This window comes from Thermomonas sp. (genome assembly GCF_020850895.1).
In the GTDB taxonomy this organism is placed as follows: Bacteria; Pseudomonadota; Gammaproteobacteria; order Xanthomonadales; family Xanthomonadaceae; genus Thermomonas.
This window is the reverse complement of record NZ_JADZDS010000012.1, coordinates 1-23,591: the sequence shown is the minus strand read 5'-3', so window position 1 is coordinate 23,591 and position 23,591 is coordinate 1. Positions and strand designations below refer to the sequence as shown.

The 23,591-nt window shown below is 62.1% G+C and carries 18 protein-coding genes, 1 tRNA gene and 1 pseudogene; 5 read left to right on the top strand and 15 right to left on the bottom strand.

Annotated elements, in window-relative coordinates; translation table 11 throughout:
* Positions 1 to 187 precede the first annotated feature (187 nt).
* From IT472_RS01545 to IT472_RS01530, 4 genes are all read right to left on the bottom strand, one after another.
* Positions 188 to 1,357, bottom strand: a complete 1,170-nt coding sequence (locus tag IT472_RS01545; RefSeq protein ID WP_297177336.1) for a hypothetical protein — start codon at positions 1,355 to 1,357, stop codon at positions 188 to 190.
* A 112-nt stretch (positions 1,358 to 1,469) separates the two neighbouring features.
* Positions 1,470 to 2,825 carry a M23 family metallopeptidase gene (locus IT472_RS01540; protein ID WP_297177333.1) on the bottom strand — a complete coding sequence of 452 codons (1,356 nt, stop codon included), beginning with the start codon at positions 2,823 to 2,825 and terminating at the stop codon, positions 1,470 to 1,472.
* A gap of 235 nt (positions 2,826 to 3,060) precedes the next feature.
* Positions 3,061 to 4,248, bottom strand: coding sequence for a M23 family metallopeptidase (locus IT472_RS01535; RefSeq protein WP_297177330.1), 1,188 nt, complete (start codon positions 4,246 to 4,248; stop codon positions 3,061 to 3,063).
* 80 nt (positions 4,249 to 4,328) lie between these two features.
* On the bottom strand, positions 4,329 to 5,330 hold the full coding sequence (locus tag IT472_RS01530; RefSeq protein ID WP_297177327.1) for a hypothetical protein: 1,002 nt from the start codon (positions 5,328 to 5,330) through the stop codon (positions 4,329 to 4,331).
* A gap of 72 nt (positions 5,331 to 5,402) precedes the next feature.
* On the opposite strand from IT472_RS01530, the gene bioD reads away from it, so the two are divergent.
* A complete protein-coding gene (gene bioD / locus IT472_RS01525) occupies positions 5,403 to 6,074 on the top strand; it encodes a dethiobiotin synthase (protein ID WP_297177325.1) in 672 nt (223 codons plus the stop codon).
* Between the two features lie 327 nt (positions 6,075 to 6,401).
* On the opposite strand, the gene IT472_RS01520 is transcribed toward bioD, so the two are convergent.
* The 4 genes and pseudogenes from IT472_RS01520 to IT472_RS01505 form a co-directional block, all read right to left on the bottom strand.
* Entirely contained in the window at positions 6,402 to 9,584 is a 3,183-nt protein-coding gene (locus IT472_RS01520) for an efflux RND transporter permease subunit (protein ID WP_297177321.1), read from the bottom strand.
* 70 nt (positions 9,585 to 9,654) lie between these two features.
* A complete protein-coding gene (locus IT472_RS01515) occupies positions 9,655 to 10,845 on the bottom strand; it encodes an efflux RND transporter periplasmic adaptor subunit (RefSeq protein WP_297177318.1) in 1,191 nt (396 codons plus the stop codon).
* Between the two features lie 198 nt (positions 10,846 to 11,043).
* Positions 11,044 to 11,439 carry a phasin family protein gene (locus tag IT472_RS01510; RefSeq protein ID WP_297177314.1) on the bottom strand — a complete coding sequence of 132 codons (396 nt, stop codon included), beginning with the start codon at positions 11,437 to 11,439 and terminating at the stop codon, positions 11,044 to 11,046.
* Between the two features lie 195 nt (positions 11,440 to 11,634).
* Positions 11,635 to 12,126, bottom strand: a pseudogene (locus tag IT472_RS01505) (RNA pyrophosphohydrolase); the annotation flags it as partial.
* Between the two features lie 117 nt (positions 12,127 to 12,243).
* On the opposite strand from IT472_RS01505, the gene IT472_RS01500 reads away from it, so the two are divergent.
* Positions 12,244 to 12,320: transfer RNA gene (locus tag IT472_RS01500), tRNA-Met, on the top strand.
* A 226-nt stretch (positions 12,321 to 12,546) separates the two neighbouring features.
* Here the strand turns inward: IT472_RS01500 and IT472_RS01495 are convergent.
* The 6 genes from IT472_RS01495 to IT472_RS01470 all read right to left on the bottom strand — a co-directional run bounded on the left by IT472_RS01495 (position 12,547) and on the right by IT472_RS01470 (position 20,180).
* Positions 12,547 to 13,212 (bottom strand): HEPN domain-containing protein, encoded by a 666-nt coding sequence (locus IT472_RS01495; RefSeq protein WP_297177312.1) that lies wholly within the window; start codon positions 13,210 to 13,212, stop codon positions 12,547 to 12,549.
* A gap of 9 nt (positions 13,213 to 13,221) precedes the next feature.
* Complete coding sequence (gene wrbA, locus IT472_RS01490; RefSeq protein WP_297177309.1) at positions 13,222 to 13,821, bottom strand: NAD(P)H:quinone oxidoreductase; 600 nt, start codon at positions 13,819 to 13,821, stop codon at positions 13,222 to 13,224.
* Positions 13,822 to 13,894: 73 nt separating this feature from the next.
* A complete protein-coding gene (locus tag IT472_RS01485) occupies positions 13,895 to 15,172 on the bottom strand; it encodes a diguanylate cyclase (RefSeq protein ID WP_297177307.1) in 1,278 nt (425 codons plus the stop codon).
* 144 nt (positions 15,173 to 15,316) lie between these two features.
* Positions 15,317 to 18,265 (bottom strand): valine--tRNA ligase, encoded by a 2,949-nt coding sequence (locus IT472_RS01480; protein WP_297177303.1) that lies wholly within the window; start codon positions 18,263 to 18,265, stop codon positions 15,317 to 15,319.
* 8 nt (positions 18,266 to 18,273) lie between these two features.
* Entirely contained in the window at positions 18,274 to 18,699 is a 426-nt protein-coding gene (locus IT472_RS01475; protein ID WP_297177300.1) for a DNA polymerase III subunit chi, read from the bottom strand.
* Entirely contained in the window at positions 18,699 to 20,180 is a 1,482-nt protein-coding gene (locus IT472_RS01470; RefSeq protein WP_297177297.1) for a leucyl aminopeptidase, read from the bottom strand. The genes IT472_RS01475 and IT472_RS01470 overlap by 1 nt, the downstream gene beginning before the upstream one ends.
* A 168-nt stretch (positions 20,181 to 20,348) precedes the next feature.
* Here IT472_RS01470 and lptF point away from each other — a divergent pair, with 168 nt between their 5' ends.
* A complete protein-coding gene (gene lptF / locus IT472_RS01465) occupies positions 20,349 to 21,428 on the top strand; it encodes an LPS export ABC transporter permease LptF (protein ID WP_297177293.1) in 1,080 nt (359 codons plus the stop codon).
* On the top strand, positions 21,425 to 22,522 hold the full coding sequence (gene lptG / locus IT472_RS01460) for an LPS export ABC transporter permease LptG (protein ID WP_297177291.1): 1,098 nt from the start codon (positions 21,425 to 21,427) through the stop codon (positions 22,520 to 22,522). Before lptF ends, lptG begins: the two co-directional genes overlap by 4 nt.
* Before the next feature lie 36 nt (positions 22,523 to 22,558).
* Here lptG and IT472_RS01455 read toward each other — a convergent pair whose 3' ends face one another.
* A complete protein-coding gene (locus IT472_RS01455) occupies positions 22,559 to 23,044 on the bottom strand; it encodes an RDD family protein (protein WP_297177288.1) in 486 nt (161 codons plus the stop codon).
* A 50-nt stretch (positions 23,045 to 23,094) separates the two neighbouring features.
* Here IT472_RS01455 and IT472_RS01450 point away from each other — a divergent pair.
* Positions 23,095 to 23,591 (top strand): site-specific integrase (locus IT472_RS01450; protein WP_297177285.1); only part of this gene is annotated, 497 nt, incomplete at its 3' end.

Here is a 23,591-nt window from a genome sequence, read left to right as displayed (position 1 = left end):
GAACCTCGAATAACTGGTTTTTGCTCGTCATTCCCGCGAAAGCGGGAATCCATTGCCTTTGTATTCAATGACTTGAAGATGCTCACTGGAGCCTCGAGCCAGATATCCGAGGTTATTCGAGGTTCCCCTACGTCACCGGCACCGACATCGTGATTGGCGGTTCGATTGCAGCATCGTCATAACCGCGTCAGGGCGCAAACTCGAACAATTCGCGAGGAGCGCCGTAGCGTGCGGCGAAGCCCGGTTCCACCCAGAAAACATCTGACGCGTCGTACCATACCTCAACGACATGCCAGCCATTCCCCGAGTCCCTCAGGAGGGCTTCAACGTCACCGGAACAATGGTGGCAGTAATCCGGGCTCCCGTCGGTATCGTAATCATTCGGGAACCCCATTCTTCGGTAGTCGACGCGTCGACCATTTGCTGGCTGAATCGCTCCACCAATGAAGAAAGCCCAGCCGTTGGTGGTTACTCGCAAAGTATTCACCGTAAATGCGACCGGTTGCTTGAAATGTGTTTGGGCTTGTTCCCGAATGATATCCAATAGATGCCCGCGGAGTGGGTACTCCTTGTCGGTATTGAATGTGAAAGGCGGGCTTTGGTCATCCAGCAGTCTCCGCGCAACGTTAAACGGGACCCTTTCTTGAATGAGAGAGTCGACGCTCAGGCCAGTGCCACTGTCAATGAATCGCCATTGCCCACGAATCTTCTGGTACAAGGCTGGTTCTGTATCTTCGCATTCGGTTCGACACGTGTACCTGAAAAGCACGAGCGCAAAATCTCCGATTTCTCGTTCAATGCTCGGCGAACATGACGAGATGGCGCCAGTGCCATCGAATCTTGGGGGGCATTCTTTCAGGGCAGCATTCAAAATCGCTGCCGTGTCTGAATTACTCCCGGAGTTGGTAGCGTCGACACCTGTAGTCGTGTCAGTGTTGATGGTGAATCCGTCAAACACCCAGCCGTCCGTCCCGGCATAACGGGTTTGGCACCACTGTCCGTTGGCACCGTCGATGCGTTCCTCCTTGCCTGTGCAAGTGCCGAGTTCCAACCGGGTGGTGTGCGGAATCCTGAGCAGGGTCTTGCCGCAGGGAGCGGCGCAGGGCTTGTCCTTCAAGGCAAGAAAGCCGTCGCCCGGAGTGTTGACGGTCACGGTATGGCGGCCCGGTTCGCGATTGGATCCGGTCGACGGCGGTGTCGTGCCGGTTGAGTCTGTAGGCGTGTGCGAAGTGTCGGCGGAGCCCGTGAGGCTGGAAGGCAGCTTCCCGCACGCAGAAGCCAGTAGGCAGGCCAGCAGTAACAGGCCGGTCAAGATCTTGCGGATGGGTCGAATGCGTGCCGTGGCGTCAATTCTCATCTAAAGGGGTCTCCGCGTTAGAGAAGTGCGTTCTTGCTGCATGAAGTCAGGCTTCAATCTGGCCACGTAGCAGGACGTCAATCCCTAAGATACTGGCCTGGATATCGTCATTTTACGGAGCGGATTTTCTCTTGAGAGGCTTCAGCCATCGAACAACTTGCATTCCGTTCTGGTTGAAGCTAACGATGGCTTCGCCTAGGGTGATGCGCCCTCTTGAGTCGTTGGCCCTGATGGTTGCAACTAGGTTCGTGCCGTTCACGGCCAGATCCTCGATCCATGATGTAAAGCGAGGGAGGGGCTGGTCAGAATACTCCGCCCACACAAATTTCCCGGACTGATCCGGTAATTCACCCAGCGAACCATTTCGTGTTCGCACAAATCCGCGCCCGTTCCAACTGTAGGCCTCCCAACTGGTTTCGCCGTTCTCCTCGAATGTTTGATATTTGGCGACCAGCAACTCGGTTTTTCCGTCGTCGTCAACGTCCGCGATGAGGCGAGGTTTCGTGCTATGGTGTTCGGTGCTGGTGAGATGTGGGGCGGGTCCGGAATAATCTTCTGCGCCCGGGCTTCGCCAAACTGTTCTCCCCCGAGAGTCAGAAACCGTGAGTTGTTCAATCACGAGGAAATACGGATCATTCTGGTTCAGCACATCTCTGTATGACAATTGTTCAAGCCTGCCATCACAATCCAGGTCGACGCTGACGGACTTGGGTCGCTCGGAATGCAGTGATTCCAGCGAAACAGTCGGGCAGGGTGCGGGTGTTTGTCGGCCACCGGAAACAAGAGCGGTCGGATCCGCCGTATTCGCACGGATATCTGCCAGCGTGCAAGGGGACTTCCTGCAAGCGCCCTTGCCTCCGAACATCGCCTTCAGGCGTCTCGCGTCCTGCCCCGTGCGCTTCATTTCCACGTGGAGATGCGCTGCCGTGGCCCCGATGCCGCCAGCGACGCAAACCTGGTCGCCCTTTTGTACCGCAACACCTTCCTTCAGGGCTGCGGCCGGCAATCCATTGCGGCGATGCTCGTGCGATACGCAATGCAGCAGCAGGACGTTGTAGGTGCCATCGTCGCTCCCGATGGTCAGCGTCGACGCCCCGGCCGTCGCGTTAAGCGACGCCAGCACGACCTTGCCGGAGATGGGTGAGTACACCCGCGTTTCGCCATCCACTACCCGGAAGTCGATGCCCGCGTGGTTCGTCATCTCCGGGACGAGTGCGCTGTAGCCGTTTTCCAGATACACCCCAGTGACGCAGCCCGTGGTTTCACTTGGCGCGGTGCCGAACAGCAAGGTCCCCAGTGCGTCCAGCCGCGCTCGATAGGTTTTATCCGTGGGGCGCAGGCAACCCGACTCTGATTTTTCCCAGCTATAGTCAGGCGATGAATCGGGTCCGCCGGGCGGGACAGGCGTCCAGCGGCTGACGTTTTGCGCGCCAATGGCCGTTGCGGCCGTAAGTCCGCCGGCCAACACGCAGAAAATGATTGTGCGAGAGATTGTGTTCACAATCAATTCACCTCATTGAGTCGCATAGTGCTTGGCTTGCAGTTGCCTTCAATGAAATCATCAAGTCAAGATCGATCCTGATGAGGATGCCGAATTACTCGCGGCCATGGTTAGGATAAATTCAACATTGCAGATGAGGCATGTAGCTCAAAGGATTCATTAATAGACAATTCTCTATTGCGTTGATGAGCAGCCAATCCTTTCAGCATCCGGTCATGGCTGTCCCGGTAAAGCGTTGATGTGCGCCGCCCTTATAAACGTCAAAAACAACCTTGAATCTCGTGACCTCGCATTCCTCGTTGTCAGGCAGGCAAACCTCACTAACCTTGAAGATGGCAGTCACCACTATGCCGGGTGCAGCGAATGTTCGACGTAAGGTATCTCCCACTTTTGCTGGTGTCCCCGTGCTTGACTTGAGGGTAAGTCGAATATCCTTGCCCTCGATGTTCATCAGGATCAACGAATCTTCTAGGTCACTGGAAAAGACATTTCCTTCTCCAATGGTGGGGGCGCTTACAATCCACCCGCATCCCAGGTTTGCTTCTTGATTTTTGAGTGGCGCGACTAGTGCTTCTTGTCTGGCACGTGTGCCGCTTGCAGATGCGGGTCCTTGCGGCCTGTCGGTACTTGATGGCGTACTAGCCCCGGAGGTCAGTATTGTCGGGTCAACCGTATTCGCCATCACATCGGCCAAGCTGCAGCCGGGCTTAGTGAGTCTTGTGTAGGCTTGGGTAGTTTCGTCCCAACCATTTGTGAATGAGGATTTGAGGCAAACGCCACGACCGCCGGACATTCCTTTCAGATTGGGTGCGTCTTTGCCAACCGGTTTCACTTCTATATGCAAGTGCGCAGCAGCCGCCCCAACGTCACCGGTGCGACAAATCAACTCTCCCTTTCGGACAGGATCGCGAATGGCTTTCGTGTGAACCGAGCAATGTATGAATACAACGTTGTATGCTCTGTCGCTGGTCTCGATCGTCAGGGTCGAAGTTTCTTTCGATGGATTCAGCTCCTGCCAAATCACAGTTCCCGAAACCGGCGAATAGACAGGCGTCCCGATCTTGGCGCGGAGGTCGAGGCCCGCATGATTCTGGATGTTGTAAGGGCTGTTGTTGCTGTATTTATTCTCAAGGTACACCGTGGTCACGCAGCCTGTTATTTCACTTGGCGCGGCGCCGAACAGCAAGGCCCCCAGTGCATCCAGTCGTGCACGATAGGTTTGATCCGTTGGACGCAGGCAACCCGAGTCTGATTTTTCCCAGCTATAGTCAGGCGATGAATCGGGCCCGCCGGGCGGGACGGGCGTCCATTTCTGCTGTCCCAAGGTAAATGCCCCGGCGGCAGCGATGGCCAAGAGACACACCGAAATGAAGACAAGGACTGGCTTCATCTGATCTCCGTTGTGGAAAAGCATCCTAGGTTAATCGAAAGCGAAAAATGCTTGAGCCGTTCCGGCGCGGATCGCTCCAATCACCCATCAGTACTGCGGGTGAGTTGGTGTGCCATGACCGCCTGTTCAACATTGTCGGATGTGAATTGCCCGGTACGGGGCCCGAAATCTGCCACCAGGTACTTCCATTTCTTTTCGAATGCGTCGAACACCAACAGCGCTCGGAACTTCCTTTCCCGGCCAAGCGAATCGGTGCCGCGAGCCTCTGCGTAAGTGGCAGCGAGGTCTGGATCTAAGTCCCACGTGTGCGTGCCCTGGACGACGCGATACTGTTCCGTACTGCCGGAGTACAGCTCATTCGATACGATTTCCTCGACCTTGGCGGTTCCTGTGGGCACCCAGAGTTCTTCGACATTACCGGCTGATTCGACTTCCCCGTTCTGTCTGCCCAGAGGTGTGATCGTTACACGAGCCGTCTTGATGACGCCGTTCATCGCCATCTGGAAAAAGCCACCCCAGCCACCATCCTTGTTCTCACGCACTTCCGTGAGCGTGATATAGCCTTTTTCTGAATAAAAGCGATAAAAAGGCAATTCACTGACCGCATCCTCGCCTTTAGCAGGATCAGGTTTGCGCGGGTTCAAGCCGCCGATGAAACGCACCTCGCCGCTGACGAGTCCAAGACCACGCCGGTTCCACGCGTGCTCGATCACAGATGTGGCTTCACTGTTTGCGTTGCGCTGGGTACATGCGGTCAGGGACACGGCAATGATGAAGCCCAACAGGCGCAGAAAGCACGGACTCCGTTCAACCCCAGCCGTGCTGCGCAGATTTGTCTTCACATCGCCCCCTTCGAATTCCGACTGCATGCCCCTGTAACGAGTAAACTCACGCGCTGCCTCCCGTTGCTGTTCGAAAATTTTGCAAATGGAATTTGCGCATCCGTTCGTTTTCAACACAAATTGCGAAATGATTCTGGAAACAGCCCATACCACGACTTCCCATGCCGAGCGTAGCATATCGAAAATAGGTATTACGGGTTGTTTCTGGCTCGGCTCGAATTTGCCTGTTGATTCGAACATCCCCGTACTTGTCGTAATGCATTCCCCCGGTTAGGTCAACTTAAGTCGGCGCCATTCAAGGTTACATGCCTCATGAACAAGGGACTCTACGTCACCGGCACGGACACCGGCATCGGCAAGACGCTTGCCAGTTGTGCGCTGCTGCATGCGTTGCGCGGGCAGGGCCTGCGTGCGGTGGGCATGAAGCCGGTGGCCAGTGGTTGCACGTGGCTCGACGGTGAATGGAAGAACGACGATGCGCTGGCGCTGTCCCGTGCCGCTGCGGTCAACGTGGCCTATGCCGACATCAATCCCTTTGCGCTGGAACACCCGCTGGCGCCGGAGCTGGCCGCGCGTGATGCCGGCACTGAAGTCACGCTGCTGCCGATCCTCGATGCACATGCGCGGCTCGCGGCACAGGCCGATGCGGTGGTGGTCGAGGGCGTGGGTGGCTGGGCCGCGCCGCTGTCGGCGTCGCTGATGCAGGCCGATCTGGTGCGTGCGCTGCAGCTCCCGGTCGTGTTGGTGGTGGGCCTGCGCTTGGGTTGTCTGAACCATGCGCTGCTGAGTGCGCACGCCATCCAGGCCGATGGCGTGATCCTCGCGGGCTGGATCGCGTCGCATGTCGATCCTGCGATGGAGCGCGTCGAGGACAATATCTTGATGTTGCAAGATCGCTTGCCGGCGCCGTGCTGGGGCGTGCTGCCGCATGCGCAGCATCCCGATCCGGTGCAGCTTGCATCGTTGTTGCGGATTGCGGTCTGAAAAGGGGTCAGAGAACATTTCCGCGACGACATGACGTTGCGCATGACTTCAAACGGAAATGTTCTCTGACCCCTTTTCGCCTCCTTTTCGCCTTTTCGGCCCATCGTTCCCGTGAGGACGGGAACGGGCGGTTGTTCACGCTTCGACGCAGTGTCCCGGCCCGTCGTTCCCGCGAAAGCGGGAACCCATGGACGTTGCCCTTGCTGCCGATTCCCGCCCCAACATCGAAAGGGGTCCATGGATGCCCGCTTTCGCGGGCATGACGGAGGAGTTTGGGTACAAGCCAACCCATCGCACCCCTGCGATGCGCTCCGGAGGCTCTGCCGTTCAGCCCTGCTGCGGTTCCGCCGGTGGCAGGGATTCGGCGGGCCCGGCCTCCGTGGCCTTGGCGCGATCATGGCTATGGTCACGCGCCAGATACAGGTAGAACGCCGGCAGCACGAACAGGGTGAACAGCGTGCCGATGGTCATGCCGGAGGCGATCACCACGCCCATCGAGAAGCGCGAGGCCGCGCCCGGGCCTTTCGCCAGCAGCAGCGGGATCATCGCGAACACCAGTGCAGCCGTGGTCATCAGCACCGGCCGCAGGCGGATGCCGGTGGCCTGCTCGATCGCTTCGCGCTTGGACAGGCCCTGCTCCTGCAACTTGTTGGCGAACTCCACGATCAGGATGCCGTGCTTGGAGATCACCCCGACCAAGGTCACCAAGCCCACCTGGGTATAGATGTTGACGCTCATCCCCGGGAACGCCTCGATCCCCTTCATCTGCAGGATCTGCGCCACCAGCGCCAGCACGTTCAGCGACAGCAGCGCGCCGCAGATCGCCATCGGCACCGTCAGCAGCATGATCAAGGCGTCGCGGAACGATTCGAACTGCGCCGACAGCACCAGGAAGATCACGATCAAGGCCAGTGCCAGGGTCATCAGCATCGCCGAGCCTTCCTGCTTGAACTGCCGTGACTCACCCGCGTAGTCCACGCTGTAGCCCTGCGGCAGGATGTCCGTTGCGGCCTGGTCGAGGATGGCCAGCGCCTCGCCCTTGGTCACGCCGGGGCGTGGAGCGAACATGATCGACACCGCATTGAGCTGCTGGAAGCGCGCGAGTGATTGCGGCTGGGTGCTCTCGCTCAGGGTCACGATGGTCGACAGGGGAATCAGCCGGCCATCGCGGGTGCGGGTGTAGTAGTTCTCGAGATCGTGCGCGTTCAGGCGATCGCTGCGCTGGACCTGTGGGATCACCCGATAGGAGCGGTTCTGCATCGAGAACAGATTGCTGTAACCCCCCGCCAGCATCGACGACATGTCCATGGCCAGGGTGCGCATGTCGATCCCGAGCATCGCGGCCTTGTCGCGATCGACGTGAACCTCGATACGTGGTTTGTCGAGCTTCAGGTCCTTGTCGAGGAAGATGAAGCGCTTGCTCTCCATCGCGCGCTGGACGATGCGATCAGCGAGCCCGGCGAGCTGATCGAGGCTACCGACGCCGCCGATGATGAACTCGCCGCCCCCAGCGCCACCGCCGGCGCTGGGCAGCGAAGGCGGCACCATCGCGAACACCTTCAGTCCGGCGATCTTGTCGAACCCCGGTTGCAAGGTCTGCTGCAGCACCTGGTTGGTCGAGCGCGAGCGCTCGCTCCAGGGCTTCAGCACGAAACCGGCCATCGCACTCGGGCTGGCACCGCCACCGCCGCCGCCGAAGCCGCCATTGAACAGGAACGAGCCCTCGATCTCGGGCGTGCCCTTGACGATGGCATCGATCTGGCGGGTGAAGCGCTCGACGTAATCCAGGGTCGCGGTCGGATCGGCCGTGGCGACCGAGAAGATGAAGCCCTCGTCCTCCATCGGTGCCGGCTCCTTCGGTGCGCCCATGTACAGGAAGGCGCAACTGGCCAGCACGATCAGGCCGAACGTGGCGATCACCGATTTGGTTTCCAGCGCCCCGTGCAGCTTGCGCTGGTAGCCGTGGTGCAACGTGTCGAAGCGGGCATCCAGCCAACGTTCGAACCTGCCCTTCGGATGGTCGGGGTCGTGTGCGCGCAGGATCCGCGAGCTCATCATCGGGGTCAGGGTCAGCGCGATCACGCCCGACAGCAGCACCGAGCCGGCCAGGCTGAAGGCGAACTCGGTGAACAGCACGCCGGTCATGCCGCCCTGGAAGCCGATCGGCAAATACACCGCGATCAGGGTGGTGGTCATCGCCACCACCGGCCAGGCCAGCTCGCGCGCGCCCTGGATCGCAGCATCGAAGGGCGGCATGCCGTCCTCGATGTGGCGATGGATGTTTTCCAGCACGATGATGGCGTCGTCTACGACGATCCCGATCGCGAGCACCATTGCCAGCAGGGTCAGCAGGTTGATGCTGAAGCCCATCAGCAGCATCAGGAACAGCCCGCCGATCAGCGACAACGGGATGGTGATGGCGGGGATCAGCACGCTGCGCAGCGAGCCGAGGAACAGATAGATCACCACGATCACGATCACCAGCGCCTCGATCAGGGTGTGGATCACCTCGCTGATCGCGTCCTGGATGGCTTCGGTGCTGTCGTAGGGAATGGTTGCCTCGACACCCTGCGGCAGCTGCGGCACGATGTCGTTGTCCCAGGTCTTGCGGACCGCACGGATGACGTCGAGCGCGTTGGCATCGGGGGCGACGTTGATGCCCATGAAGGTGGCCGACGCACCGCCGTTGACCCGCACGGAGGTGCCGTAGCTTTCCGAGCCGAGCGCGACATCGGCAACGTCACCCAGGCGCACGATCGCGCCGTCCTGCTCGCGGATCACCAGTTGGCGGAATTCCTCCGGGCTGCGCAGGTCGGTGCGCGCGGTCATGTCGATTGCGACCATGTGGCCCTTGGTCGAACCCACGGCGGCCAGCACGTTGTTGGATTGCAGCGCCTGGTTGACGTCGCTGGCGGTGACTTTCAGCGCGGCCATCTTCTCCGGCTTCAGCCAGATGCGCATGGCGAAGGTGCCGGAGCCGAGGATGTCGGCGCGCTGGACGCCGGGCACGGTCACCAGCTTGGGCTGGACCACGCGGGTCAGGTAGTCGGTGAGCTGGTTGTTGCTCAGGGTGTTGCTGGAGAACGAGACGTACATCGCCGCGATCTGCTCGCCCTGTTGCAGGTCGATCACCGGGTCTTCCGACTGCGGCGGCAACTGTCCGCGCAGCTTGTTGACCTTGGCCGAGATCTGGGTCAGGACCTCGTTGGGATCCTTGTCCAGCCGGATGTAGGCTTGGATGCTGCTCATCCCGGCCGCGCTGTTCGAGGTCATGTAATCGATGCCGTCGGCACTGGCGATCGCCGATTCCAGCGGCGTGGTGATGAAGCCCTGGATCAGGTCGGCGTCGGCACCGAAATAGGTGGTGTTCACGCTCACCACCGCGTTGCGCATCTCCGGGTATTGGCGCACGTTCAATTCGCTGTAGGCACGCAGCCCGAACAGCAGGATGAACAGGCTGACCACCATCGCCAGCACCGGCTTGCGGATGAAGATGTCGGTGAATTTCATGCCCGGCCTCCGGCGTCCCGCGTGCGCGTGGCCATGCCCTTGCGGACGCTGGCCGGTCGGTTGTGCGTGCTCACCTGTTCTGCACCGCAGGCTGGGCGTCGGCGCTGGGCTGGACGGTATTGTCGATCAGCACTTCGGAGCCGTTGCGAAGCTTGAGCAGCCCCGAGGTCACCACCTGTTCGCCTGGCTTCAGTCCTTCGGTGACCTCGATCAGGTCGCCGCGGGTGGCGCCGGTCTTGATGAAGCGCTGGGTGACAACCAGCTTGTCGCCCGTCAGCGGTTTGCCCTGGGCATCCGTTTCGCCCGGCTTGCGCGCCACCTTGCTGATCACGAACACCGCATTGCCGTAAGGATTGAAACTGACCGCGGTCTGCGGGATCACCACCACGTCGCGTACGACGCCAAGATCGAAGCCGACCCGGGCAAACGTGCCCGGGCGCAGCGCACCGCCCGGATTGGGCAGGGTGGCCTGCACGGTGAAATTGTGGGTCGCAGGGTCGACCTGCGGATCCACCGCGGTGATGGTGCCGGTGAAGGCCTGGCCGGGCAGCGCATCGATGCTGGCGTGCATCGGCGTGCCTTCTCTGATCTTGCCGATCATTTGCTCGGGCAGGCTGAAGTTCACATAGATCGGATCGAGCTGCTGCAGGCTGACCACCGCGGTGCCGGGCGAAATGAATTGCCCCAGGTTCACCCTGCGGATGCCGAGCACGCCGGAGAACGGTGCACGCACGGTCTTCTGCGCGATCAATGCACGTTGTGCCTCGACTTGGGCCCGCGCATTGGCAGCGGCGGTGGTGCGGGTCTGCACGTCATCCACCGACACCAGCTTGTCGCGCCCCAGCGCCTGCCAGCGCTGCGCCTGCACCTGTGCCAGTTGTGCCGAGCTTTCCAGCGCCTTGAGCACGGCCTCCTCGTTGGCGGTGTTGAGGCGCACGAGGATCGCGCCTGCCTGCACCGGCTGGCCGGCCTTGAATTCGATCGAGCGCACCACGCCGCCGGACTCGGCGGTCACGTCGATGCCGTTGATCGCCGCGAGGGTGCCGACCGCGGCATCGGTGCTGCTCCAGCGGTCCTGTTTCGCCGCGGTTGCCGATATCGTCACCGCAGGCTGTGCCATGTGGTCGAAGAAGTCATTGGTGCCCTTGGCGAACATGGCCTTGATCAGGAACACGCCGCCGAACACGACGATGACGCCGACCAGCATCAGCACCCAGCGCAAGGTGGCCTTGGGTTTGGAAGAGTTCGCGGAGGTGGGCATCGAGGTCGGCCTTGGCTGGAATCGTCAATGACAATCGTTCCATTCTAGCACGGATAGTGAACCCGACAGTGCAGCAAGTCATGGCTGCCACGATGTCCGGCGCGTCGTTCGACCGTCCACGAAAAAGCCCGGCAGCGCTTGGCTGCCGGGCTTCGGTTTCACGCTCGCGGCCGGTTGAACCGGACGCGATGTCAGCGATTACTTGCCGGACTTCGACGCAGCCTTGGCGGCCTTGGCGACTTCCGCCTTGACCTGCGAGCTGGCCTGTTCGAACTGGGCCTTGGCCAGCGCGCCGATCGCCTCGGTGGTCTTCACGGTGTCGGCGAAGGCTTCCTGGGCGGCGCCGAAGCTGCGCTCGGCATTGGTGCGGGCGATCTGGATGCCCTTCGGGAACGCGGCCTTCAGGCCTTCTGCGTCACGCACGCCAATCAGCTCGTTGGCGAATGCGAAGGTGGCGTTGACATTGTTCTCGATGGCCGCCAAATGCAGGCCGAACACCTTCTCGGCGTTCTCGAGGGCGAGGCGGTTGGCGTTGGCGGCGACGTCAGCGAACTGGCTGGCCGACTTGGTGAAGGTTTCGTTGTAGTCGTACATGGCGGGCTCCTGTTTGGTTGACTTGCCGACAGGGATTGCCGGTTTGTGCGGTGCAGCATATTCCGACGATTGTTGCGACGCAACAAATCCCCGACGAACGGTTAACGCCCATTCATCTGGGCAGCCCAGTGCCTGAGATCAGCTGCGCCGTACGAATCCAGGAATCGGCGGCAATGTGCACTGCTGCGGGATGGGCACAGCCGCAAGGCCGGCGACCGCGCGTGCAAACGGGGCGAGATGGGCCAAGGCGCGGGCATACACCCCGCGTTTGAAAGGCACCACATGCTCCTGCGGGTACCAGAAGTCCACCCAGCGCCAGTCGTCGAATTCGGGCGAGTCGGTCAGATCAAGCCGAAAATCCGTATCACTGCCGCAAAAACGCAACAGGAACCAGACTTGTTTCTGGCCGATGCAGACCAGACGTTCCTGGCGACGCACCGCATGGGACGGCAACCGATAGCGGAGCCAACCCGGCGTGGAGCCCAACACCTCCACCTGCCCAGCATGCAGTCCGGTTTCTTCGTTCAACTCGCGGAACATGGCTTCCAGCGGGGTTTCGTCGGTATTGATCCCGCCCTGCGGAAACTGCCAGCCGTCCCGGCGCACGCGCCGTGCCCAGAACACCCGCCCATCCTCGTGCATCAGCACGATGCCCACGTTGGGGCGAAAGCCGTCCGGATCGATCACGACGCGGACTCCGAAAATCTACTGGGATCGACTGTGCCATTGGTCACGATTGCTCGCAACCCGTCGACATGACAATTGACGCACGCGACACGACACGGGAAAATGCTCGGCTCGAATGGCTATGTAGCTCAGACGGTTAGAGCGCGAGACTCATAATCCCGAGGTCGGTGGTTCGATTCCACCCATAGCCACCAGAATAATCAGTAGAAACAACCAGTTGCAACTCAAATGCCCGCTACCGATGCGGGCATTTTTGTGCCCGAAGCACACTCTTCATCCGGTGCAGGGGTCAGGCGAGGGTGACATGGCGTCGAACTGGCGGGAATCGCTGGTGTCCGGTTTCTTGCCCACGATTTGCAGACGCAGACCAACCGCCATGGCGTTTTCACTGCACGGCGTTGGGCGCTGGAAGCCGTGGCGCTATCCGTGAAGATCCAGCATGGGGAAGGTGATCCCGGACAGGTCGGGATCGGGGTGTTCGATCATCAGGGTGATGATGGTGGGGATCAGGGCGTCGAGGATGGTCACCGCGTCGTGGATTTGCTGGCGATTGGCGTCGCTGTTCCAAGTGGCGCCGCCGTGCATGAGTTGGTTACGCAGGACATACAATCGGTCTGCGACGATGGACAGGACCTGCCCCGTCTGGCGTGCCATCAGGGCGCGCATTGCCAATATGCGCGCGCCCTCGAATTGCCTTTCCCAGGAATTGCTGGAGTCGTGTTCTCGCAAGGCGCGCCAGAATGGTTCGAACACGAATCGGTTCGCCAGCAGGGTGCGAACCGGGCCGGTGAATTGGTCGAACAGGACCTGCTGGAGGCGACCCTCGCGGTCGTGGGAAACAAGCTTGTCGATGAACTGGCGCGCCTGCTCGCGTTCACTCTGTTCGAAACCGAATTCATGCGCATACGCGGCATTCAGTGCGATCCACAGAAACAGGAACCGGGCGTCCTCGTCGCGCGTCTCGTTTTCTGCGCGCTGCAGCCAGCTGAGCGCGCGGTGGATGCGGATGCGCCAATTCTCGGGTTGGGCATCGCGGACCTCTCGATGGCGTTGCTTCAACGCAGCGGCGGTGGAGTGCGTCGCCATGTCCGAGTGTCAGCCTGCGATGCGCCCGGCGAAATCGACGAGGCGTCTGGATTGAGCTCGGATTGCCGCCTTGGTTTCTTCGCTCAGTGGCGCGGCGGTGGCAGTGGCGCTGGCGCCGTAGGGATTGCCTCCGGAAGCGTGGATCGAAGGGTCCGTGTAGCCCGGCGGCACCAGGATCGCCCCCCAGTGCATGAATGTGGTGTAGAACCCAACCAAGGTGGATTCCTGTCCTCCGTGCGTGTTCTGCGCGCTGGTCATGGCACTGGCCGCCTTGTTCGATAATTTGCCTTCGGCCCAGGTCGGGCCGAGGGTATCGATGAAGGCACGCATCTGGCTGGCGACGGTGCCGAAGCGCGTCGGTGCGCTGAACAGGTAGGCGTTGGCCCACACCATGTCATCCGGACTGGCGTGGTCGATGTGGGCGGTACGTTCTGCATGTGCAGCCCAAGCGGCTTGTCCCATGACAATGGCTTCGGGAACGGTCTCCCTGACCTTGCGCAAACGCACTTCAGCTCCGGCTTCACGGGCCGCGTCGACGGCGAGCTCGGCCATGGCATGGTTGGTGCCGTAGGCGCTGTAGTAGATGACGGCAAGGCGGACAGTGTTCAATGCAATCTCCGATTGATTGGCTTGGAACGGACGGTGTCCGCCATTGGGCTGTCGTGAAGATGGGCGGAGCGCGTTACAGGACGACGGTGCGGTTGCGCCCCTGCTGCTTGGCAGCGTACAGCGCACGATCGGCGCGGGCGAACAAGACCTGGAAATCCGGGTCCGCCGTTCCCAGGGAGGAGACGCCGAAACTGGCGCTGATCCGCAGTGACGGCAGGGCATCGACGGGTTGGCAAGCCATCGTCATGGTGCGAATGCGCTCGGAAATCTCCCGTGCAGCATCCAGCGAAGCGCATGGCAGCAGGATGCAGAACTCCTCGCCGCCGGTGCGGGCGAAGATATCGATCTCGCGCAGGATTCCGCGGCAACAGCCAACGAAATCCTGCAGCACGAGATCGCCGGTAGGGTGACCATAGTGGTCGTTGATCTGCTTGAAATGGTCGATGTCGATGGCGATCAGACTGAGTGACGAGCCATGCCGTCGGCTACGCGCGTACTCGATCTCGGCCAGCTCGAAGAAACGGCGGCGATTGGCGCAGCCGGTCAGGCTGTCGGTGCGTGCCTGCTGCTGCAATTCTTCCTGGAGCTCGTGCAGAGCGGTGATGTCGGTACTCATGCCGACCACGGCCTGCACGCCCTCGGCATCGACCCAGGGCACGATCACGCTCCAGAAGTGACGGAGGTGGCCGGCAGCGTCCGGCAGACTCACTTCGGCGGCATAAGGCTGCTGCGAGTCGATCACGGCTTGGTCGATCGCCCAGAAGCGATCAGCGGCCTCGTGCGGCATCAACGCGCTGTCAAGCCTGTCGATGATCTGCTCGACCGGAAGACCGAACATTTGCGCCACCCGCTGGTTGGCGTAGCGGAAGTGGCGACTGGCATCCTTCATGTACACCAACGCATCGACATGGTCGAGCACGGCATCCAGCAGTGTTTTCTTCTCGCGCAGGCGCGCTTCCAGCTGCACTTTCTCGGTGATGTCGTAGGAGATGCCAAGCAGACCGACGATCCGGCCTTCGCCATCACGCAACGGCTTCTTGACCGACCAGAACGTGCGCGCCTGGTCGCCCGGAATGTCGTGGGTTTCCTCGCGGGCAATGGTTTCGCCATCGTGCATCACCCGACGATCGGTATCGTCGATCGTTTCGTCCAGTGCGGACACACCGACGCACTCGGCGAAGGTCTTGCCGATCACCTGGGCAAGCGGACGCCCCAGCATCTCCAGCACGAGGCGATTGGCATAGGTGTACCGACCCTGCAGGTCGGCGGTGTAGATAAAGGCACCGACTTCATCCAGCAACAGGCGGTACGAATCGAGCGCCGGCTCAAGCTGGGCTGCGTTGTCCTGCATGTCATGGGCGCCCCCCTGGCGCCGATGCCTTGCGTGAATCATTCGGGCCCCCTTGCCACAACGCGTGACGCGGGGGTTCAGCGCTTAAGGTGACACCCGGCCGGCGGCTTGGCAACCACGCGTCGGGAAACCATCACCACGCATTCAGCCCAGTCTGCTGCGCTGCGCGCTCAAGGCGTCGAGCTTGCTGCTCCAGTCCACCAACCGTACGCGTTCCTGCTCGACGACTGCGGCCGGCACGCCTGCGCCGAACTTGGCCAGCTTGGCCTCGCTCTTGTCCTTTTCCGCGGACACCTTGGCGATTTCCTTGTCCAGGCGGGTGCGCTCGGCGTCCAGGTCCACCAGGCCTTCCAGCGGCACGAACAGCTGCAATTCGCCGACCACGGCCGGAGCAGCGGCGGGCGGTTCCCCGGTGAGCGATTCGATGCGCTCGAGCCTGCACAGGAAGCGCAGCTGGGCTTGCAGCCGCGCCACGCGGGCGGCGTCATCGGCATTGCCGGCGCGGAGCAGCAGGGACACCTGCTTGGACGGGGATACGCCGAGCTCGCTGCGGATACGGCGCACCGCACCGGCGATTGCCTTCAGCCATTCGATATCGGCCTCGGCGCTGACGTAGCCGCTGACATCAAGATCGCCCGCCTGCGGATAGGCCTGCAGCATCAGGCTGCCGGACTTGCCGAGCTTGGGCGCAACCGACTGCCACAGCTCTTCGGTGACGAACGGGATCAGCGGGTGCAGCAGGCGCAGCAGGGCGTCCAGCACCTGCAGCAGGGTGTGGCGGGTGCTGCTGGCGGCCGCGGGGTCATCGCCCTGCAGTGCGGGTTTGGCCAGCTCCACAAACCAGTCGCAGAATTGATTCCAGGCGAACTCGTACAGGCACTGCGCAAGCAGGTCGAAGCGGTAGCTGGCGAAGTGTTCGGCCGCTTCCGCGCTCACGCGGTCTAGCTGGGCGAGGATCCATTTTTCCGCGTCGGTGGCGGGGTGGTTTCCTTCTCCCTCCGGGAGAAGGTGGCGCGCAGCGCCGGATGAGGGCTCGTCGGTGGGTGTACCCTCACCCCCGACCCCTCTCCCGGTGGGAGAGGGGGGCAAGGCGGGAGTGTGCTCTCCCGGAGGGAGAAGGGAAAAGTCGCCCACGTTCATCAGCGCAAAGCGCGTGGCGTTCCACAGCTTGTTGCAGAAGTTCTTGTAGCCCTCGGCGCGGGCGAGGTCGAACTTGATGTCGCGGCCGGGACCGGCCAGTGCGGCCATGGTGAAGCGCAGCGCGTCGGCGCCGTGGGCATTGATGCCGTTCGGGTAATCCTTGCGGGTGGCCTTTTCGATCTTCTCCGCCATCTTCGGCTGCATCAGGCCGTGCACGCGCTTGGCCACGAGGTCGTCGATGCTGATGCCGTCGATGATGTCGATCGGGTCGAGTACATTGCCCTTTGACTTCGACATTTTCTGGCCGTCCTTGTCGCGCACCAGACCGGTGATGTAGACGTCGCGGAACGGCACCTGCCCGGTGAAATGGTCGGTCATCATCACCATCCGGGCGACCCAGAAGAAGATGATGTCGAAGCCGGTGACCAGCACGCTGGACGGCAGGTAGGCATCGAAGCCACGCTCGGCCATCGCCTGCGCATCCGGCCAGCCCTGCGTGGAAAACGGGAACATGGCCGAGGAGAACCAGGTTTCCAGCACGTCGGAATCCTGGGTCAGCACGGCATCGCCCAGCGCGTGCTTTTCGCGCACGTCGGCCTCATCGCGGCCCACGTAAACCTTGCCCGCAGCGTCAAACCACGCCGGGATGCGATGGCCCCACCACAGCTGGCGGCTGATGCACCAGTCCTGCAGGTTTTCCATCCAGTGCCGGTAGGTGTTGATCCAGTTCGGCGGCACGAATTTCACCGCGCCGCTCTCGACGAGTTCCAGCCCGCGCTGGCCCAGGCTGTCCATCTTCACGAACCACTGGTCGGTGAGGAAGGGCTCGATCACCTGGCCGCTACGGTCGCCGCGTGGCACCTGCAGCTTGTGCGGCTTGATCTCGACCAGCAGGCCTTGGGCTTCCAAGTCAGCAACAATGGCCTTGCGCGCCTCGAAGCGGTCGAGGCCACGGTAGGCGGCCGGGATGTCGTCGCGATCTTCAATGACGTGCGCGGTGTCGGTGAAGATATTGATCATCGGCAGGCTGTGACGCTGGCCCACCGCATAGTCGTTGAAGTCGTGCGCGGGTGTCACCTTGACCACGCCAGTGCCGAAGCCGCGATCCACGTAGTCATCGCAGATCACCGGAATGCGGCGGCCGGTCAGCGGCAGCGCAACGAATTTTCCGTGCAGCGCGGCGTAGCGCGCATCGTCCGGGTGCACCATCGCCGCGGTGTCGCCAAGCATGGTTTCCGGGCGTGTGGTGGCCACCACCAGATAGTCGCGGGTTTCGCGCAGGGTCTCGACACCATCGGCATCGACTTCGACGTGTTCATAGCTCACGCCATCGGCCAGTGGGTAGCGGATCTCCCACAGGTGGCCGTTCTCTTCCTCGCTCACCACCTCCAGATCGGAGATCGCGGTCTTCAGCACCGGGTCCCAGTTGACCAAGCGCTGGCCGCGGTAGATCAAGCCTTGCTCGTGCAGGCGCACGAAGGCTTCGATGATCGCGATGGACGGCATCGGGTCCATGGTGAACACGCTGCGCGACCAGTCACCGCTGGCGCCCAGCCGGCGCATCTGGCGTTCGATGGTGTCGCCGCTGTGCTGCTTCCATTCCCACACCTTCTGGATGAAGGCGTCGCGCCCCAGCGAGTCGCGGGTTTCGCCCTTACCTTCCAATGCCAGATTGCGCGATACCACCATCTCGGTGGCGATCCCGGCGTGGTCGGTGCCCATCTGCCACAGGGTGCGGTAGCCGCGCATGCGGTGGTAGCGCACCAGCGCGTCCATCAGGGTGTGCTGGAACGCATGGCCCATGTGCAAGGTGCCGGTCACATTCGGCGGCGGCAGCAGGATGCTGTAAGCGGGGCCGTTGCCCAGCGGTGCAAACGCGCCGCTGCCCTCCCACTGCGCGTACAGGCGGGATTCAAAAGTTTGGGGATTGAAGCCGGAATCGAGGGAGGTCATGGGGCGTGTCACATGTCGAATTTTTTGAGCGTAAAGCCGAGCGATTGGTAGTGCTTCCAGCGTTCGCGCAGCGGGTCGCGCGCGGATTCGTCTGCGGGCACGACTTCCAGCACGCGGTCGAAGCTGCCCTGTGGTGCGTCGTCACGCAGATTGATCAGCAGTGGACGGTTGGGCGCGTCGATCTCGGGCGTGGCGATCAGGATCGGCGCTTCATCCTCGTCTTCATCCGCGCCTGCAATCTGGTGCGGCAGATACTCATCCGGATCAAACGACCACAGCAAGTCATCGAGTTCTTCTGCCTGCGTCATATCGCGGGCCAGAATCAGTGTGGGTAAATTGGCGGCGAAGGCTTTTTTTGCCAATTCGCACACCAATAGCAACGGCTCCTCGCGAAAGCGGGGTTTGTCGATCAGGTAGAAGTCGGCGCGTGGCATTAGCCCACGCGATCCAATAACCATTGCGACAGCATGCCGACCGGCCGGCCGGTGGCCATCCCCATCTTGCCGTCATCCGAAGCCGAGCCTGCGATGTCCAGGTGCACCCAGCGCTGGCCCTCGGTGAAGCGCGACAGGAAGCAACCCGCAGTAATCGCGCCCGCCCAGCGGCCGCCGATGTTGTAGACATCGGCAAACGCGGAATCCAGCATCGATTGGTACTCCTGCCACAGCGGCAGCTGCCAGCCGCGGTCGAATGCGGTTTCGCCAGCATCGATCAATTCACGCGCCAGATCGTGGCTGGACTTGGTCATCACCCCGGTGGCGTACTTGCCCAGCGCCACCATGCAGGCGCCGGTGAGGGTGGCGACATCAACGAGTGCGGCCGGTTCGAAGCGCTGGGCATAGGTCAGCGCATCGCACAGGATCAGCCGACCTTCGGCATCGGTATTGCCCACTTCAATGGTCTTGCCGGACATCGAGGTGATCACGTCCGACGGGCGATAGGCATTGCCGTCGATGGCGTTCTCCACCGCAGCGGCAATACAGACCAGATTCACCGGCAGTTGCATGTTCACGGCGGCAACAAAGGTGCCAAGCACGCCGGCGGCGCCGCACATGTCGTATTTCATTTCCTCGATGCCGCCCTGCGTTTTCAGATTCACTCCGCCGGTGTCGAAGGTGATGCCCTTGCCGACCAAGACGTAGGGCTTGGCGTCGCCGCCGTTGCTGTACTTGAGCACAATCAGGCGCGGGCGCTGTGCGCTGCCGCGGGCCACGGCCAGCAGCGAACCCATGCCGAGTGCCTCCATCGCCGCATCGTCCAGCACGTCACAATTCACCTTGGCCTTGCCGCTGGCGAAGGCTTGTGCTTGCTCGGCCAGATACGCCGGGTTGCAGATGTTCGGTGGCAGGTTGCCAAGCTCACGGGTGAACTGCACGCCTTTGGCAATCGCCACGCCTTGTGCCAGTGCGGCGGCATCACTGCCGGTGATTTCAAGACGGCTCAGGCCCTTGTCATCACGTTTGTTGTTTTTTGCGCCCAAGGTGGCGGTGTAGCGGTAGCAGGCATGATCGCTGGCGATCACGGCTTGGCGGATCGCCCACGCCGCGTCGCGCTCTTTCACCGCCAGTTCGCTCAGGGTGAACAGGGCGCTGGTCACGGCACCGGATTTCAGCGTGCGCGCGGCATCGGCCACCGCTTTCAGGTATTGCGGCACGCCGAATTTCTCGGCATCGCCCAGTCCGATCACCAGCACGCGGGGCGCCGTCACGCCGGCGACATCGTGCAGCAGCGCGGTTTTTCCGGTCTTGCCTGAGACGTCGCCACGCGTAATCAAGGCCTGCAGGCGGCCATTGCTGGCGGAGTCCACTGCTGTTCCGGCGGGGCTCAGGCTGCCATCGGCGAATACGCCGACGATCAGGCAATCGACGGCGACGGATGTTGGGGCGAGGGTGTTCAGGCTGAATTCGAGGCTCATTGCGGGGTCTTATCGAAGTTTTCGGGGAGGACTCGAGGAGCAATGCATGCGGGGTGGACGGCGGGCCCGCAGGCGGGTCGCGGTGCGCGGGAGCGCTTACAATGCATAGCCGCGGCCGGTAATGATCATTGGTGCGGCAAACCCCCAATTCTAAGGCAACACGGCCCGATGCCGAAGCTGGACCGCTACCTCAGCAGTGAATTCGCACGCTCCGTACTGGCGTCACTGCTGATCCTCGTCATCGTCAGCCTCGGTGGCGTGTTCGCCGATCTGGTTGGTGAAATGGCGATCGGCAAGGTGCCACCACCGCTGTTGCTCTCGCAGTTGGGGCTGCGGTTGCTGGGTTATCTGCCGCTGATCCTGCCGTTGGCGCTGCTGCTGGGCATCCTGCTCGCGATCGGTCGGATGTATCGCGATTTGGAGATGCCGGTGCTGGCGGCGGTTGGGGTTGGGCCCAGGCGGCTGCTGCGGCCCCTGATGATCGTGACCCTGCCGGTGGTGGCCTTCATCGCCGCCTGTGCGCTCTGGCTTGGGCCATGGGCGAACTGGATGGCCAAATCGATGGTGCAGGAGGCCAACAAGAACCTGCTGGTCGCTGGACTGGAACCGGGCCGATTCACGCCGATGTCCAACGGCGGCGTGGCTTATGTCGGCGTCATGTCGACCGATGGGACCAAGCTGCAGCGCATCTTCATCTACCGCGAGCGTGGCGACCGGATGGACGTGGCGACGGCGCGCAGTGGCGAGCTCTATCGCGACCATGGCGCCCGCGTGTTGGCATTGGTGGATGGCTTCCGGGTGGAAGGACCCGCCAGCGGGAACCGGCTCGACTTCCGGCTGATGCGTTACCGGCGCAATGAAGTCGAGTTGCCCGAGGTCGATCCGCCTAGCCGGCTGGACGCGCCGCAGTATCGATCAACACCCGACCTGCTGCGAATGCGTGGCAACGAGGCGCATGCCGAGTTGCACTGGCGCATTGCCCCCGGCGTGCTCGCCTTCGCATTTGCGCTGATGGCAATCCCGCTCGGTCGCAGCTCGCCACGGCAGTCGCGGCATGGCGCGCTGCTGCTGGCGTTCCTTGCCTACCTGGTTGGAATTTTCATGGCCATCCTCGGCGTGCAGTGGCTTGCAGAAGGCACGCTGCCGGCGGCTCTGGGCCTTTGGTGGCTGTTGCTGCCGCTGCTGGGGCTCGGTGCTTGGGCCTACGCCCGCGACGGGCGGACCTTCTGGCCGAGGCGTCGCCGATGAAGCATTGGCCACGGCTGCATGACAGCTACATCGCGCGGATCGTCGCGACCAGCATCCTGATGACGTGGGGCATCCTGATCGGCCTCACCGTGGTACTGACCTTTGCCGATGACATCGGCAATATCGGCAAGGGCTCCTACACGATCAACCATGCGATCGCGGTGGCTGGACTTGGCTTGCCGGGGCATGCGTATGACCTGTTCCCGACCGCGGCGGTGATCGGCGCGCTGCTCGGGCTGGGTGAACTGGCTGCGACATCAGAATTGACCGCGCTGCGTGCACTCGGCCTGTCGCGCGCGAGGTTGAGCGTCTCGGTCGCGCTGGTGCTGGCGCTGTTCACCCTGCTGATGGTGGTCAATGGTGAAACGTTGTGGCCGTGGGCGAGTCAACGGGCGCAGGCGATTCGCTCGATCCGCCACAGTGACATGGTGGTGTCCCGCTACGACGGGCTGTGGGCGCGTGAAGGCAACATGTTCCTGAGCGCACGTGGGGGCGAACAGAAGGCACGCGCCGGTGATTCTTGGCTGGAGTTGCATGGGGTGCGGCTGTTCGAATTCGATCCCGACGGACGGTTGCGTTCGATCGCGAACGTCCAGAAGGCAGAGCACCGTGGTGACCATTGGGCCTTGTTCGGTGTCGATCGAATCCGTTTCGATGCCAAGTCCGTGCAGCGCAGCAGGGTGGCCAGCGAACGCTGGAATTCGCGCCTGAGCGAATCGGTGCTTGCGGCCAGCGTCACCAAGCCCGGCCATCTGGATAGCGCTCAACTGCGGACCAGCATCGATTACCGCAAGCGCAACGGCTTGGATGCAAGCAACTACGAGCGGATTTACTGGGGACGCTGGTTCTATCCGCTGAATGTGCTGGCGCTGTGCCTGGCCGCGGCACCTTTCGCATTCGGGTCCTTGCGTAGCGGCGGGTATGGCAAGCGCGTGTTCATCGGGATCGTATTTGCGCTCGGGTTCTGGCTGCTGCAGCAGGTGGTGACCAAGCTCGCCGGGGTTTATCACTTCGATTTCCGGATTGCCTATGCGGTGCCACCCATGATCATGCTTGGGGTGTCGTATTTCGTGTTCCGGCGGCGTAGCGGCTAGGCGTTGGTGGGGGGCGCGGCTGGCCCCGTCGCCACTTCAGTTTTCCTTGCCGCGGATGCTTGGGTCCGTCGATTGGACTTGCTGTGCAGATGTCGCCTTGGCTGTCCGGATCATCCGTGTGCCACTGGCGCGGTCATGCCAGGTCAAGTGGTCGCGGTCGATCCAAGCCCACCAGAAGCCAAGACCCGCTGCTGCGAATGACAGGCAGCCGATGCCGAAGCGCAGCCACAGGGCCGTTGCTGTTGGCACGCCCAGGCCACGCGTCGTGACCTGCAGGCGCCATGGGCGCATGCCGATGGTCTGGCCGCCGTGCTTCCAACTCAACGTTGCGTACATTCCGGCAATGGCAACGAATGCGACGAATTCCAGCGCCCCCCACAGGCCGCCGCGGACTGCATCGCCGTGCGCCAGGGTGAAGATCGCCGCTGCCAGAAACCACAGTGCAAGCAGGGGGAAGACGTCGTACACCAGCGCCATCAGGCGCCAGCCGACCAAGGCAGGAGGGCGATCGCACGGGACCATGGGCCGAAAGGATACAGGCGCGCACGGCTGCCAACGGCTAGGCTTGCGCCATGTCCACACCTTCCGATCGCCGCCGCCAGCTCCAGAACCTGCCTTCGCTGTCACTCGACGATGCCAATGCGATCGAGGGTTTCATTGATGCGAGTTGGGCCGAACGTGGGTTGGCGAAGGCAACGCTGGCCGCCTATCGGGCTGATCTGGAAGGGCTGGCACGCTGGCTACGGCAGGACTCCGGCCGAATGCTGGTGGCTGCACCGCGCGAGGACCTGTTCGCGTACCTGGCGCAACGCACCCGCGCCGGTTACAGCCCACGCAGCAGTGCGCGACTGTTGTCCTGCCTGCGTGCGTTCTATGCGCGGTCTGTACGCGACAGATTAAGGAGTGACGACCCCGCGGCGCTGTTGCAGGCCCCGCGGCTTCCGCGGCTGCTGCCCAAGGCATTGTCGGAAGCGCAGGTGACCGCGCTGCTGGAGGCGCCGGACCTGGGCGACCCGGTGGGACAACGCGACCGCACCATGCTTGAGCTCATGTACGCCACGGGCTTGCG